The organism is Burkholderia sp. Leaf177, assembly GCF_001424345.1.
In the GTDB taxonomy this organism is placed as follows: domain Bacteria; phylum Pseudomonadota; class Gammaproteobacteria; order Burkholderiales; family Burkholderiaceae; genus Caballeronia.
On the sequence record NZ_LMPF01000003.1, the window covers coordinates 179,210 to 193,097 of the forward strand.

Annotated in this window: 14 protein-coding genes; all 14 read right to left on the reverse strand. The window is 59.7% G+C overall.

The window, feature by feature from the left end:
- Positions 1 to 55 precede the first annotated feature (55 nt).
- The 14 genes from rnc to ASG35_RS06505 all read right to left on the reverse strand — a co-directional run bounded on the left by rnc (position 56) and on the right by ASG35_RS06505 (position 13,830).
- The gene (rnc, locus tag ASG35_RS06440) at positions 56 to 1,258 is read right to left on the reverse strand and encodes a ribonuclease III (RefSeq protein ID WP_056354349.1); all 1,203 of its coding nucleotides are present in this window, start codon (positions 1,256 to 1,258) and stop codon (positions 56 to 58) included.
- Positions 1,259 to 1,480: 222 nt separating this feature from the next.
- Positions 1,481 to 2,374, reverse strand: a complete 894-nt coding sequence (gene lepB / locus ASG35_RS06445) for a signal peptidase I (protein ID WP_056354352.1) — start codon at positions 2,372 to 2,374, stop codon at positions 1,481 to 1,483.
- 21 nt (positions 2,375 to 2,395) lie between these two features.
- A complete protein-coding gene (lepA, locus tag ASG35_RS06450) occupies positions 2,396 to 4,186 on the reverse strand; it encodes a translation elongation factor 4 (RefSeq protein ID WP_056354355.1) in 1,791 nt (596 codons plus the stop codon).
- A 150-nt stretch (positions 4,187 to 4,336) separates the two neighbouring features.
- Positions 4,337 to 4,579, reverse strand: a complete 243-nt coding sequence (locus tag ASG35_RS06455) for a glutaredoxin family protein (protein WP_056354358.1) — start codon at positions 4,577 to 4,579, stop codon at positions 4,337 to 4,339.
- Positions 4,580 to 4,585: 6 nt separating this feature from the next.
- Positions 4,586 to 6,223, reverse strand: coding sequence for a DegQ family serine endoprotease (locus ASG35_RS06460; RefSeq protein WP_056354360.1), 1,638 nt, complete (start codon positions 6,221 to 6,223; stop codon positions 4,586 to 4,588).
- 19 nt (positions 6,224 to 6,242) lie between these two features.
- Positions 6,243 to 7,286, reverse strand: a complete 1,044-nt coding sequence (locus ASG35_RS06465) for a MucB/RseB C-terminal domain-containing protein (protein ID WP_056354363.1) — start codon at positions 7,284 to 7,286, stop codon at positions 6,243 to 6,245.
- A 3-nt stretch (positions 7,287 to 7,289) separates the two neighbouring features.
- Entirely contained in the window at positions 7,290 to 7,922 is a 633-nt protein-coding gene (locus ASG35_RS06470) for a sigma-E factor negative regulatory protein (RefSeq protein ID WP_056354582.1), read from the reverse strand.
- Positions 7,923 to 7,999: 77 nt separating this feature from the next.
- On the reverse strand, positions 8,000 to 8,599 hold the full coding sequence (gene rpoE, locus ASG35_RS06475) for an RNA polymerase sigma factor RpoE (protein WP_031363443.1): 600 nt from the start codon (positions 8,597 to 8,599) through the stop codon (positions 8,000 to 8,002).
- A gap of 93 nt (positions 8,600 to 8,692) precedes the next feature.
- Positions 8,693 to 9,172, reverse strand: coding sequence for a hypothetical protein (locus tag ASG35_RS06480; RefSeq protein WP_235527469.1), 480 nt, complete (start codon positions 9,170 to 9,172; stop codon positions 8,693 to 8,695).
- 36 nt (positions 9,173 to 9,208) lie between these two features.
- Positions 9,209 to 10,447: a beta-ketoacyl-ACP synthase II gene (fabF, locus tag ASG35_RS06485; RefSeq protein ID WP_056354369.1), complete on the reverse strand. Its 1,239-nt coding sequence runs from the start codon at positions 10,445 to 10,447 to the stop codon at positions 9,209 to 9,211.
- Between the two features lie 166 nt (positions 10,448 to 10,613).
- The gene (gene acpP / locus ASG35_RS06490; RefSeq protein ID WP_004197638.1) at positions 10,614 to 10,853 is read right to left on the reverse strand and encodes an acyl carrier protein; all 240 of its coding nucleotides are present in this window, start codon (positions 10,851 to 10,853) and stop codon (positions 10,614 to 10,616) included.
- 207 nt (positions 10,854 to 11,060) lie between these two features.
- Complete coding sequence (gene fabG, locus ASG35_RS06495) at positions 11,061 to 11,807, reverse strand: 3-oxoacyl-ACP reductase FabG (RefSeq protein WP_156393025.1); 747 nt, start codon at positions 11,805 to 11,807, stop codon at positions 11,061 to 11,063.
- 22 nt (positions 11,808 to 11,829) lie between these two features.
- On the reverse strand, positions 11,830 to 12,762 hold the full coding sequence (gene fabD, locus ASG35_RS06500) for an ACP S-malonyltransferase (RefSeq protein WP_056354375.1): 933 nt from the start codon (positions 12,760 to 12,762) through the stop codon (positions 11,830 to 11,832).
- A 78-nt stretch (positions 12,763 to 12,840) separates the two neighbouring features.
- Complete coding sequence (locus tag ASG35_RS06505) at positions 12,841 to 13,830, reverse strand: beta-ketoacyl-ACP synthase III (RefSeq protein ID WP_056354378.1); 990 nt, start codon at positions 13,828 to 13,830, stop codon at positions 12,841 to 12,843.
- Positions 13,831 to 13,888 lie beyond the last annotated feature (58 nt).

Below are 13,888 nucleotides of genomic sequence, written 5' to 3' on the forward strand. Positions count from 1 at the left end.
GGAGTGTGGGGCTTTCGGCGGCCGGTATTAGAGCGTTCGGCTATGGCTTTGGCGATCAATGACCGGTATCGGCCGCGCGGGCGATGGTTTCATCGACACTCGCTTCGGCGTGCGCCTCGACGCTTTCCTCAGCATTCGCCGCGACTTCTTCTCGCGGACGTGCGGGAGACGCGGATTTCTCGATGACCGGCGAATCAGCGCCCTTGGCCGCAGACTTAGCGACGTTCTTTTCCACCGGGTTGTGCACAGCGTTATCCACCGGCTTTTCAGTGCTTTCGCTGCGCGGTGTGGACGCGTCGGATGCACTTTTTTCAGCGCGGTCTGTCCGGCTGATCGTGGCGCGCTCGGCTTTATCCCCGGACGGCTCGACATGCGATGCACGAATCACCGCCAAAGGCGCCGTAGCCGGGCGCTCGGGGTCGTTATGCGTGTTGCTGTTGGCGGCATTTGCCCGCGCGCGTTCGCGCCGATCGGGGGCGCGCAGATCCAGAGCCGCCTGAACGCCTGTGACGCCGGGCACGACTTCCTGTTCAGCCAGCTTCGCGGCGCGCGCGCCCTTGCGTTTGGGTTTCGTCGTGAGCGCGGGCGTTGCGGAGGCCAGTTCGTCCAGCGCCTTCTTCGCCGCGGCCTGCTCCGCTGCACGGCGGCTGGCGCCAGAACCCGAGACTTTCACTTCGAGCTTCGGCACCGTGCATTCCACTTCGAACTGCTGATTGTGCGCGGCCCCGTGCGTTGCGACCACGGTATAAGTGGGCAACGCAATCTTGTGACCTTGCAGATACTCTTGCAGCAACGTCTTCGCATCCTTGCCGATAGTGCGCGGATCGATGTGATCGAGAATTGGCGTGTATAGCCGTTTGATGACCTGAAGCGCCGCGTCGAAACCGCCGTCCAGGAAAACCGCGCCGAAGATGGCTTCGAGCGTATCGGCCAGGATTGACGGCCGGCGGAAGCCGCCGCTTCTCAGTTCGCCCTCGCCCAGCCGCAAAGCCTCGGAGACGTTCAGCGCTTGCGCAATCTCGTAAAGCGACTGTTGCTTCACCAGATTTGCGCGGACGCGGGAAAGATCGCCTTCGTCGAGTTTTGCGAATCGTTGGAACAAAAGCGCAGCCACCACGCAATTTAGAACGGAATCTCCGAGAAATTCGAGTCGTTCGTTGTGCGTGGCACTATGACTGCGATGGGTCATCGCCTGGCGCAGCAATTCCGCATTGCGAAATTCGTACTGAAGCCGGCTTTCCAACGGGGTTGAGGGCATGGGCAGAGTATAACGCGGGCGCCGGAAGCGGCGATTTTGGCTGAAAACGGCTGAAAAACGGAAAACCAAAAAATTAATTCAGTACGGCATGGGCACGTTAGCCGCTTTTCTTCGTGCTGTTTCTAGGCGGCTTGTGCCATGTTCATTCATCGAACCTATTAACGACTACGCCGCGTTATGCCGCGGCGTAGTCGTCAATCAATTACTCGCGCATGGCGTGCTTCAATGGAATGAACCAATGCGCTTCAAGCTGCTGAAGTTCATCCAGATAAAGAATGCGCGCCCGACTATATTCGCATCGGGGACAAAACCCCAATAGCGGCTGTCCGCGCTGTTATCGCGATTGTCGCCCATCATGAAGTAGCTGCCTGGCGGCACCTTGCAGATCACGCCTTGCGCGTTGTAATTGCAATTGTCGCGATTCGGGAAATCATCGGCGCCAATCACGAACGGCGGCACTTGCGCGTTGTTCAGAATCGCATTCTTGCGGCCATCGAGATCTTCTTCGAATTGCTTTGCATAACCAATGCGTTCGTCGTCGAAAAAATCGGGTAATGACGTTTCAGGAACCGGCTTGCCATTGATGGTCAGCTTCTTGTCCTGATATGCAACGGTATCGCCGGGAAGTCCGATCACGCGTTTGATGTAATCCACGGATTCGTCTTTCGGGTAACGAAACACCACGACGTCACCGCGTCTAAGCGGCGTGCCACTCGTCAGCTTCGTGTTGCTGATAGGCAGGCGCAAACCATATTCGAATTTGTTGACCAGAATGAAGTCGCCGACCAACAGCGTTGGCACCATGGATCCCGATGGAATCTTGAACGGCTCGACCACAAACGAACGCACGACGAACACAACAAGAATCACCGGAAAAAAGCTTGCCGAATATTCCAGATACCAGGGCTGGCGAAGCTTTTCATCGCGCAGACGGGCGCGCGTTTGCGGCGCATGTTCATCGGCGAATCGGGGTTCCAGGCGTGCCTGCTGTTTGTCAAATTCGGCTACCGCTTCATCTGCCGCGCGGCGCCGTTGCGGCTCGAACACCAATTTATCGAACACCCACGCGATCCCCGTCAAGACGACGAGCACCAAAAGAATCAACGCAAAATTCATCAATCGTTTCCGGTTGTTTTATTAATCTTCGACGCGAAGAATCGCGAGGAAAGCTTCCTGCGGAATCTCGACCGAACCGACCTGCTTCATGCGCTTCTTGCCGGCCTTCTGCTTTTCCAAAAGCTTTTTCTTTCGGGAGATATCGCCGCCGTAGCACTTTGCCAGAACGTTCTTACGCAATGCTTTAATGTTTTCCCGCGCGATGATATTTGCGCCAATGGTCGCCTGGATCGCCACGTCGTACATTTGCCGCGGAATCAGCTCGCGCATTTTCGACGCCACTTCGCGTCCACGATGCTGGCTCTGCGAGCGGTGCGTGATAACGGACAACGCGTCGACCTTGTCGCCGTTGATCAGCATGTCGACCTTCACCACGTCCGAAGCACGATATTCCTTGAACTCGTAATCCATCGACGCATAACCGCGCGACGTGGATTTCAGCCGATCGAAGAAATCGAGCACGATTTCCGCCATGGGGATCTCGTACGTGAGTTGTACCTGACGCCCGTGATACTGCATGTTGATCTGCTGGCCGCGCTTGCCCGTGCACAGCGTGATCACCGCGCCCACATACTCCTGGGGCATATAAAGGTTCACGGTCACGATCGGCTCGCGCACTTCTTCAATGTACGAAGGCTCCGGCATCTTGGCCGGATTCTCGACCTGGATCAGTTCCCCGTCGCGCTTCACGACTTCATACACCACGGTCGGCGCCGTGGTGATGAGGTCCATGTCGAATTCGCGCTCAAGACGTTCCTGCACAATCTCCATGTGCAGAAGGCCGAGAAAGCCGCATCGGAAACCGAAACCGAGCGCCTGCGACACTTCCGGCTCGTATTGCAGCGACGCGTCGTTCAGCTTCAGCTTTTCGAGCGATTCACGCAGCGCGTCGTACTGGTTCGCTTCGACCGGATACAAACCGGCGAAAACCTGCGGTTTCACTTCCTTGAAACCGGGCAACGGTGTTTCGGACGGCCGGGCAACGGTGGTGACGGTATCGCCCACTTTCGCCGCCTGCAATTCCTTGATGCCGGCGATGATGAAACCCACCTGGCCCGCCGACAGCGACGCCAGATTCGTGGATTTCGGCGCGAACACGCCGAGATGCTCGACCGGATAAACCGCGCCGGACGCCATCATCTTGATCTTGTCTTTCGGGCGCAGCGTGCCGTTCTTGATGCGCACGAGCATGACCACGCCCACGTAATTGTCGAACCACGAGTCGATGATCAGCGCCTGCAGCGGCGCGTCCGGATCGCCCTTCGGCGGCGGAACCTTGGCGATCAGCGCTTCGAGTACGTCAGTCACGCCGAGGCCCGTTTTGGCGCTGCAATGCGTTGCATCGGTTGCATCGATACCGATCACGTCTTCGATTTCCGCAATCGCGTTTTCGGGGTCGGCGGCCGGCAAGTCGATCTTGTTCAGCACCGGCACCACTTCCACGCCGAGCTCGATCGCCATGTAGCAGTTGGCAACCGTCTGCGCTTCCACGCCCTGGCTCGCGTCCACCACCAGCAACGCGCCTTCGCACGCGGACAGCGAACGGCTGACCTCGTACGAGAAGTCGACGTGTCCGGGGGTATCGATGAGATTCAGGTTATAGACCTGACCGTCGCGCGCCTTGTAGCTCAGCGCCGCGGTTTGCGCCTTGATGGTAATGCCGCGCTCGCGCTCGAGATCCATGGAATCGAGCACCTGCGCGTCCATTTCGCGGTCGGACAGGCCGCCGCAAAGCTGGATGATGCGGTCGGCCAGCGTCGATTTGCCGTGGTCGATGTGCGCGATGATCGAGAAGTTACGAATATAATTCATTCAGTGCCGATCAAGCAAAAAGGCGCGCCCAGACAAACGCGGAGCACGCCTTGAAAATGGGGTGAAAAACCCTTCGATTTTAGCCGAAAAGGAGGGGGGACGGGAATTTACGTTTGCAGCCGGACGGTCGAGGGTGTGCTCGGGACTGGCTCAAGCTATGCCGGCGAGCGCCTGTCTCACGCGTGGTTCGTCCAGCCGGTAGTGACACAGTTCGACGCCATCGAGCACCAAAACGGGCACGAATTCGTCGTAGAGCGCTTCGAGCGCCGGATCCATATCAATATCGATCCATTCGATCCGCATGCCGAACTCCGCCGCAATCGGCTCGAGTTCGGCGCGCAAATCCTCGCAAAGATGGCACCACGCCCGCCCATAAAGCTTGAGCGCGGACATTGCGGCCTACTTCTGCGCGCGCGGACGCAGCGGCACGAATTGCGTATTGTCGCCACGACGCACCAGAACCGCGACCATTTTGCTCGGATCGACGTTCTGCGCGACTGCATCGAATTGTTTTGCGCTCGTGATATCGGTGTCGCCGATACGCAGGATGATGTCGCCCTTCTGGAACCCGGCACGCGACGCCGGTCCTTCCACCGCTTCCACCTGCACGCCGTTGCTGATCTTCAGCGACTTCTTTTGATCAGCCGGGATATCGCTCACGGCAATCCCCAGCGCGTTGCTCGGCGCACGTTCCTTCGGCGGCGTAGGCTTCTTGGCTTCGGCTTTCGTGACCTTGTCCGGCTGCATTTCCGCGATGGTGATCGGCAAATCGCGCGACTGACCCTTGCGCCACACGGTGATCGTTGCCTTCGTACCCGGCTTCGTGTCGCCGACCATACGCGGCAGATCCGTCGCCGTCGAGACATCGTGGCCGTTGTATTTCAGGATGATGTCGCCCGGCTGGATGCCGGCTTTGTCGGCGGGACCGCCCGGTTCCACGCTGCTCACCAACGCCCCTTGCGCCTTTGGCAAACCGAGCGAATCGGCCACTTCTTTGGTCACTTCGCCAATCGCCACCGCAATACGGCCGCGCACCACCTTGCCGCCAGTCTTAAGCTGATCGGCCACGCGCATGGCTTCATCGATAGGAATCGCGAACGAAATTCCCATGAAGCCGCCGGTACGGCTATAAATCTGCGAATTGATGCCGATCACTTCGCCGGCCATGTTGATGAGCGGACCGCCCGAATTGCCCGGATTCACCGCCACGTCCGTCTGGATGAACGGCAGATAGTCGCCGGTGTCGCGCCCCTTGGCGCTGACAATGCCCGCGGTCACGGTGTTGTCGAGGCCGAATGGCGAGCCGATCGCCAGCACCCATTCGCCCACGCGGACCTTGTTCGAGTCGCCCATGGTGATGGCCGGCAGGCTTGTTGCCTGGATCTTGACGACCGCGACGTCCGTGCGTTCATCGACACCAACCAGCTTGGCCTTGAATTCGCGTTTGTCGGTGAGCGTGACGTAGATGGTGTCGGCATCATCGACCACGTGGGCATTGGTCATTACATAACCATCCGCCGACATGATGAAGCCCGATCCAACGCCGCTGCTTTGCTCGGAATTGTCCTGGCTGTCAGGACTGTCTTGTGGGGCGCTGCGATTCCCTCGGCCGCTGCCGCCACCGCTGTCGCCGCCTTGATCCCCGCCTCCACTGCCACCACCGCCGCCGCCATTCCCGCCACGGGGCGAGCCTGGCGATCCCGGCGTGCCGGGCATCGGAATGCCGAAGAACCGCCGGAAGAACTCCGACATGTCGCCGTTGTCCATGCCGGGCGGCAAGCCGCGCAGATCGCTGCTGCTGCTCACGCGCGTGGTCGTGCGGATATTCACGACAGACGGCCCGACTCTGTCCACGAGCGTGGTGAAGTCGGGCAGATTCACAATCGGCACTGCGCCAGTCGATGCAACCGGCGTAGCGCCCGGCGCGACTGCTGGTACTGCAGCGCCCGATGCAGCCGTTGCCGCGGAAGTCGCAAGCGGCAGGCACGCAGCAAGCGCCGCAGCCGTAAGGAAGGTGCGCAGCGAGAGGTTGCTCATATCTTGATGGGCCGAGGAATTACTTGGAAGGCTTGTATTCTATGGCAGAAGCAAATTGCTGCAACGTAGCTTGGGGCACTTCGCCCAACAAGGTAATCCAGAAATCGCCGCGACGCTTGACCAGTACGTGTGTCGCGCCGCTATTGCCGGCGCCTTCCTTGCGTGAATTCTTTTCCACCGGCTCGACAAATATCGAGATTGCGGCGAGGCCGTCGGAGAAAACGGCTTGATCGACGGGAATGGGCGGCTGCCCCTCTTCACGCGATGCCATCGGCCGGCGCAATTCGCGAATCTCGCGGAAACCAGGAACATTCGGGGTAATTTTCCAGCCTTGCGCCTGCATATCGACAGGCTGAACCGGCGGACGCACGACCGTCCATCCGCTTATGTTCTTGATCCCGTTTGCAATTGCCGCCCGGTCGACCGTGCCGCCAATCTTGACTTGCGAGAATGAAAGCTGTTCCAGAACCTGGCCGTCGGGACCGAGCGTCTGGGCGCGCAACAACAAACCGGTCTTCGTGTCCGACCAGAGTTTGTAGGCAAACCGCCAGGCGTCTTTCGGATCGAGCTCGATGACCTGGCTGTCGATACCCGCGACGCGATCCGCGCCGAGCATTTTCGGCTCGTAGACGGACAGGATCTGTTCGCCGCCGGTCGCCAGCAGCGACGGGAACGAATCCTTGTTTTGGCGTTTTTCGACGACCAGCAGATGACGTTCGGGCACGAACGTGTACATATCGTCGTCGTGGCGAAGCATCTTTCGAGGCTTGCCGTCGAGACTTTCCAGCGATTCATACTCGCCATCGGCACGCGCGGCCGAGTGCGTAATCCGTGACGATTGCACCGTTGTCCCGCGCTGGTAGACGAAGGTGCCCTCGTAGTTCTGCTGCTGTGCGGCTTCGTGAATCCGGTTGAGCAGGTCCGCAGCGGACTTGCGCTGGGCGGCGGAATCGTCGCCTTGAGCCCGAGCGACGGTTCCCGCGGATAACAACGCAGCTGCGCAAAACAACAGAACCGGCAGCCGCCCCCAATGAGTCGTTTTCGTCAACCGCACAAGTTGCATCAGTTATTGACCTTGGCTGGAAGCCGCAGTGCGGATCAAAGGCGTCGAGCCCGGCATGACGGGCTGTTGAGAGAATTGCTGATGCGCTTCCAGATACTGGTCGAGGCTTGCATCGCGGATGATGTTCGCTTCGACGACCGGCGAACGCAGCGTGGCGGCAGGCACCGAAGCCATCGCGACGCGCTGCACATGATCCGACGAAGAAACGCTCGCCACCTGAAGGCCGCTGTGGTTGTCGACGCCCTGCAACTGCGGCACGACGATCCACGTCAGCGTGGCTGCGGCAGCCGCGACGGCAAAAGCCGGCACCACGCGACGGCGGAACATGCCCGAACGCGCACGTTCAGCCGACGCTGCCGGAATGGCCGCCGGCGCAAATACATGCGCCTCGGCCTCGAAACGCGCCGAGAACGCGTTCATGAACGCGCTGCTGGCGGCTGGACTTGCCGCGAGATCGTCGGAACGCAGTGCGTCGCCGATCAGGTGATAGTCCGACCACGCCGCACGATCTTTTTGCGTGAATCCGGAAAGAAACTGGCTCAAGTCGCCCGAATCGTCGAAAAATTCTCCATCGACAAAAGCGGAAAGACGCTCGCCGCGCGAACTAGCTTGCGATTGCACCGAAACCGACCCCATGATGCTCCCCATCTTGACTGCCCCTAGTGACACTACCTGACCCAGAAACCGCGTCCCTGCCCCGCGCAACCTCGCCGCTACCAGCGTTTGCCTTCGGGAGTGTCCAGCAACGGACGCAATTTTGCCGCAATGGCTTCGCGAGCACGAAAAATTCTCGATCTGACTGTCCCGATAGGACAATTCATCATCTCGGCAATCTCTTCATAACTCAGACCTTCAATTTCACGAAGAGTTATGGCGGTGCGAAGCTCTTCCGGTAAAACCGCCATCGCAGCATTGACCGTTTGTGCGATCTGCTTGCTCATCAACATCGACTCGGGCGTGTTGATATCCCTTAGTTGGTCTGCGTCAGAGAAAGTTTCCGCTTCTTCTGCATCGGCTTCGGTAGAAGTTGGAGCGCGACGACTCTGAGTGGCAAGATAATTCTTCGCCGTGTTCACCGCAATCCGGTAAAGCCACGTGTAAAACGCCGATTCTCCGCGAAACTGCGGCAACGCACGATAAGCCTTGATGAAGGCGTCCTGCGCGACGTCCTCCACTTCGGCGGGGTCGCGAACGAGCCGCGATATAAGCCGGATAATCTTGCGCTGATATTTGGCGACCAGGAGCTCGAACGCTGCTTTATCGCCCTTCTGCACGCGTTCGACCAGTACCTGATCGATTTCTTTTTCGCTCACCTGGGAAATCCGTTAACTTTGGGGGTGCTACGAGGAGGGCTATTGTAGCGTTACGGTGCCTGGACGCGCCGGATGCTCATGGGCGGTTACAAGTTACAGGTGTTCTTGGGCGCATCGCCGGGCACGAACGGCCAGCTCGCGGAACGCGCCCGCGGTGGCGAGCGCATCGGCGGGAACCAGGAGCGGCTCCGAACGCCCATCGGCTGAAACCAGGATCAAAGCAAGCAGACGATCGCTCCACTGCGCGCAACCCGATATTTGCCGATAGTGCGCGCGGCCTTCGCGATCCCACGTCGTCAAACCATCCTGACCGATCTCGAATGCGACCGGCCTGCGACGTTCGCGCCTTAGCGCTATGCCGCCAAGGCCGATCGTGACAACGAGCGCGGCAACGCAGGCGTCGGAAAGACTGGTGTGCGGCAAAACCGACTGAAATACGGCGCCGGCTGCGATCGCCATGAAGCCGACCGTGGCGACCGATAAAAACAGCGACGTAGTGATTTTCTGGCGGCGGGGAAATTCCGCGAAACCGTCCGCTGGAATTTCCTGCCGCGCCGCCTGCGCGTTTGCCACGCGTCCCGTCCGTGCGAACACGTAAACGCGCCGCGCTCAGTGACGCTTGAAAACGAGCGTGCCGTTCGTGCCACCAAAGCCGAACGAATTTTTCAGCGCCACGTCGATCTTCATTTCCCGCGCCTCGTTCGCGCAGTAGTCCAGGTCGCACTCCGGGTCCTGGTTGAAGATGTTGATGGTCGGCGGCGAAACCTGATGATGCAGCGCCAGCACCGTGAACACCGACTCCAGCCCGCCCGCGCCGCCGAGCAGGTGCCCGGTCATCGACTTGGTGGAGTTCACAACGATCTTCTTCGCGTGATCGCCGAACATGTTCTTGATGCCGATGGTTTCCGCCAGATCGCCCAACGGCGTGGACGTGCCATGCGCGTTCAGATAGTGCACTTCATCCGGATTCATCTGGGCGTTTTTCAGCGCGTTGCGCATGCTGCGGCGCGCGCCGTCGCCATCTTCCGGCGGAGCGGTCATGTGATAAGCATCGCCGCTCATGCCGTAGCCGCTGACTTCGGCATAGATCTTCGCACCACGCGCTTTCGCGTGTTCGTACTCTTCGAGCACCATCACGCCCGCGCCCTCGCCGAGCACAAAACCGTCGCGATCCTTGTCCCACGGACGGCTCGCGGTTGCCGGATCGTCATTGCGTTGCGACAGCGCGCGCGCCGCCGCAAAACCGCCGATACCCAGCGGCGACACGGTTGCTTCAGAGCCGCCGCAGATCATGACGTCGGCGTCGCCGTATTCGATCAGCCGCGATCCTTCTCCGATGCAATGCAACCCCGTGGTACACGCGGTCACGATCGCGAGATTCGGCCCTTTCAAACCGAAGCGGATGGAAAGATGTCCGGAAATCATGTTGATGATCGATGCCGGCACGAAGAACGGCGAAACCCGGCGAGGACCGCGATTCAGCAGTTCCGTTTGCGTGGCTTCGATCATTGGCAGGCCGCCGATTCCCGAGCCCACCACAACACCGACGCGTTCCGAGTTTTCTTCGGTGATTTCAAGCCCGCTGTCCTGCATGGCTTGAACGCCGGCTGCAATGCCGTAATGGATAAAGGTATCCATGTGGCGCGCTTCCTTGGCCGGCATATAGTCTTCGACATTGAAGCCTTTGACTTCGCCGGCAAAGCGCGTTGAGAAGTTCGCAGTGTCGAACTTCGTGATCTCGCCAATGCCTGACTTGCCGGCGACCAGATTGGCCCAGCCGTCGGCAACGGTATTGCCGACAGGCGATATCAGCCCAAGGCCTGTAACAACAACACGACGACGGCTCACGGTAACCCCTTATCCATAAATGACAAAAAGCAAAAGCCACAAGATCCACAGGAAAGTAACCTGTGAGCCCTGTGGCTGTTAAATCGGTTCGAAGCCGGTTCGAAGCGCGGTTCGAAGCGCAACAGAGCGTCAACCCCGAATATCGTAGCAGCGGCTGCGTGCTGGCTTAAGCCTTGACGTTTGCGCGAGCGTAGTCGATTGCTTGCTGAACCGTCGTGATCTTTTCTGCTTCTTCGTCCGGAATTTCCATGCCGAATTCGTCTTCGAGAGCCATCACGAGTTCAACGGTGTCGAGCGAGTCAGCGCCCAGATCGTTGACGAACGAAGCTTCGTTCTTGATTTCGGCTTCGGCGACGCCCAGTTGTTCGGCGACGATCTTCTTCACGCGCTGTTCGATATTGTCCATGCAGCCCTCCGAGGGAAATGTAGTTCAAAAACACAAGTGCGCGCATTTTATCAGGTTTGCACCCGTAATAACCCACGCACGAATCAGGTTTGCTTCACGTGTGACAGGCTTCTGATACACGTCACATACTTTCAACGACACCTGCCAATCACAGCGCATTAAGCATTTTGCGCACCCGCCAAGGCGCGGATATTAACGAAATGCCTGTCACATGTACATGCCGCCGTTCACATGAAGCGTCGTGCCTGTAATGTAGCCCGCGTGGGGCGACGCCAGGAAAGCCACAGCATGAGCGATATCTTCGGGGCTGCCCAGTCGACCAAGTGGTATCTGTGCTGTGAGCGCCGCACGCTGCGCTTCCGGCAGCACCTTGGTCATGTCAGTATCGATAAAACCCGGCGCAATGCAGTTCACCGTGATCCCGCGGCTGCCGATTTCGCGCGCCAATGCCCGCGTCATGCCCGCCACGCCCGCCTTCGCCGCCGCATAATTCGCCTGCCCCGGATTGCCCGACGACGCCACCACCGACGTGATATTGATGATCCGTCCGCCGCGCGCTTTCATCATCGGGCGCAGGACCGCGCGCGACAAACGAAATACGGCACGCAGGTTCGTGTCGATAACGGCATCGAATTCCTCGTCTTTCATGCGCATCGCCAGCTGATCTTTCGTGATCCCGGCGTTGTTCACCAGCACATTCAGGGCGCCGAATTCCTTCACCACACCGTCAATAAACGCCTCGCTCGCGGCCGCATCTGTCACGTTCAGCACGGCGCCACGGCCTTGCACGCCCGCCTCTTTCAAGGCCGCTGTGATCGCTTCGGCGCCGCTTTCGCTCGTCGCCGTACCAATTACCGTTGCGCCCTGACGCGCGAGTTCGAGCGCGATCGAGCGGCCAATTCCGCGCGATGCACCCGTCACCACCACTATCTGCTTGTCCAGAATCATGCTTATCCGTTCCTGTTCGAGTTCTTGTTTAGCCGGCGAGCAGCTTGCGCACTTCGTCGAGCGAAGCAGGATCGAAAATCGACGCGCCGATCAACGTGCCGTCGATGCGCTTCGTCAAGCCGTTCAGCACCTTGCCCGGACCGCATTCGATTACGTGCGTGACGCCTTCGTGGGCCATTTTCTGCACGGTTTCGACCCAGCGCACGGGACCCGCGGCCTGGCGCACGAGCGCGTCCTTGATGGCGGCCGGTTCGGCGACGCTGGCAACATCGATGTTATTGATTAGCGGAATCTCCGGCACGCCAATTTCGACGCTTGCAAGATATTCCCGCAACTGGTCCGATGCGGGCTTCAAAAGCGACGAATGGAACGGTGCGGAAACCGGCAGCGGAAGCGCGCGTTTCGCGCCCTTCGCCTTCGCCAGCTCGCAGGCTTTTTCGACTCCGGCCTTCGCGCCGGCGATCACCACTTGCGACGGTGCGTTGAAATTGACCGCTTCCACGATCCCGGCCGCCGATGCTTCCGCACAAACGGCGCGCACGGCGTCATCGTCGAGACCGAGGATTGCGGCCATGCCGCCTTCACCCACCGGCACCGCGCTTTGCATGGCTTGCGCGCGAAAACGCACGAGCGGGACGGCATCGGCGAATTTCAACGCGCCGGCAGCGACCAGCGCCGTATATTCGCCCAGGCTGTGCCCCGCCACGAGCGCCGGCTTCAACCCGGTTTCCTTCTCCCACACACGGTAAACCGCATAAGCCGCCGTCAACATCACGGGCTGCGTGTTGGTCGTGAGGCCGAGGTCTTCCGCCGGTCCAACGGCCATCAGTTTGCCGAGATCCTGGTTCAGTGCATCGGATGCCTGTTGTAGGGTTTCGCGCACCACGGCGTGATCGGCGAATGCGTTGAGCATGCCAACCGACTGGGAGCCTTGTCCCGGAAAAACGAACGCGAATTTCATGACGTCCTTACTCGATTGAATGGGTCGAATGGCCGATGCGGCAAAATCACGCGCGAGCCTTGGGTCCTGCGGCAGCGGTCAATAGCGGATGACCGACGCGCCCCAGGTAAAACCTCCGCCGACGCCTTCTATCAGCACATGCTGGCCGCGCTTGATGCGGCCATCGCGTACAGCGACGTCGAACGCAAGCGGAATGGATGCAGCCGACGTATTGCCATGCTCGCCCACGGTCACGACCATGCGCTCGAGCGGCACATGAAGCTTTTTCGCCGTGCTCTCCATGATGCGGATATTGGCTTGATGGGGAATGAGCCAATCGATATCACCAGCGGTGAGCTGCGCCTTTTCAAGCGCCTCGACGGCCACTTTCTCCAGCACTTTCACGGCGAGCTTGAAGACGGCCTGGCCGTCCATGTGCAGGAACGCGCTGCCTTCGATCACGCCCTTGTTCACGTTGCCTGGCGTGCAGAGAATGTTTGAATGGCTGCCATCGGCGTGAAGCGCGCTGGAAAGCACGCCGGGTTCATCCGATGCCTGCAGGATGACCGCGCCCGCGCCGTCGCCGAACAGCACGCACGTGGTGCGGTCGTTGAAATCGAGGATGCGCGAGAAGGTCTCAGCGCCGACGACCAGCGCCGTGCGGTTCATGCCGCCGCGGATAAAGCTGTCCGCCGTCGCAACGGCGTAGGCAAAACCGGAGCAGACCGCCTGGATATCGAAGGCCGCGCCGCCGTTCTTGATGCCGAGTTTGTTCTGAAGCAGGCAAGCCGTGCTGGGGAATACGAAGTCAGGCGTGGAAGTCGCCACGATGATCAGATCGATCGATTCCGGATCGATACCCGCCGCTTCGATCGCATTGCGCGACGCGTGCAGAGCGAGCTCACTCGTGGTCTGATCGGGTGCGGCGAAATGACGTGCGTGAATGCCCGTGCGGGCAACGATCCATTCATCGCTCGTTTCCACGCCTTGCTTGGCCAGCCGGTCGGCCAGATCCTGATTCGTGACGCGATCGGCCGGCAGGTAACTGCCCGTTCCGATCACACGGGAATAGAGATTCGATTGAGCCATTATGCCTTCGAGGGTAGCGCGGCGCCCGATGTCCCCGGCTGCACGAGCGGAGGTAAAA

Bases quoted from the DNA above. Each gene is read 5' to 3' on its own strand.
- rnc (WP_056354349.1), bottom strand. From the start codon at position 1,258: ATGCCCTCAACCCCGTTGGAAAGCCGGCTTCAGTACGAATTTCGCAAT.
- lepB (WP_056354352.1), bottom strand. From the start codon at position 2,374: ATGAATTTTGCGTTGATTCTTTTGGTGCTCGTCGTCTTGACGGGGATC.
- lepA (WP_056354355.1), bottom strand. From the start codon at position 4,186: ATGAATTATATTCGTAACTTCTCGATCATCGCGCACATCGACCACGGC.
- ASG35_RS06455 (WP_056354358.1), bottom strand. From the start codon at position 4,579: ATGTCCGCGCTCAAGCTTTATGGGCGGGCGTGGTGCCATCTTTGCGAG.
- ASG35_RS06460 (WP_056354360.1), bottom strand. From the start codon at position 6,223: ATGAGCAACCTCTCGCTGCGCACCTTCCTTACGGCTGCGGCGCTTGCT.
- ASG35_RS06465 (WP_056354363.1), bottom strand. From the start codon at position 7,286: ATGCAACTTGTGCGGTTGACGAAAACGACTCATTGGGGGCGGCTGCCG.
- ASG35_RS06470 (WP_056354582.1), bottom strand. From the start codon at position 7,922: ATGGGGTCGGTTTCGGTGCAATCGCAAGCTAGTTCGCGCGGCGAGCGT.
- acpP (WP_004197638.1), bottom strand. From the start codon at position 10,853: ATGGACAATATCGAACAGCGCGTGAAGAAGATCGTCGCCGAACAACTG.
- fabD (WP_056354375.1), bottom strand. From the start codon at position 12,762: ATGAAATTCGCGTTCGTTTTTCCGGGACAAGGCTCCCAGTCGGTTGGC.
- ASG35_RS06505 (WP_056354378.1), bottom strand. From the start codon at position 13,830: ATGGCTCAATCGAATCTCTATTCCCGTGTGATCGGAACGGGCAGTTAC.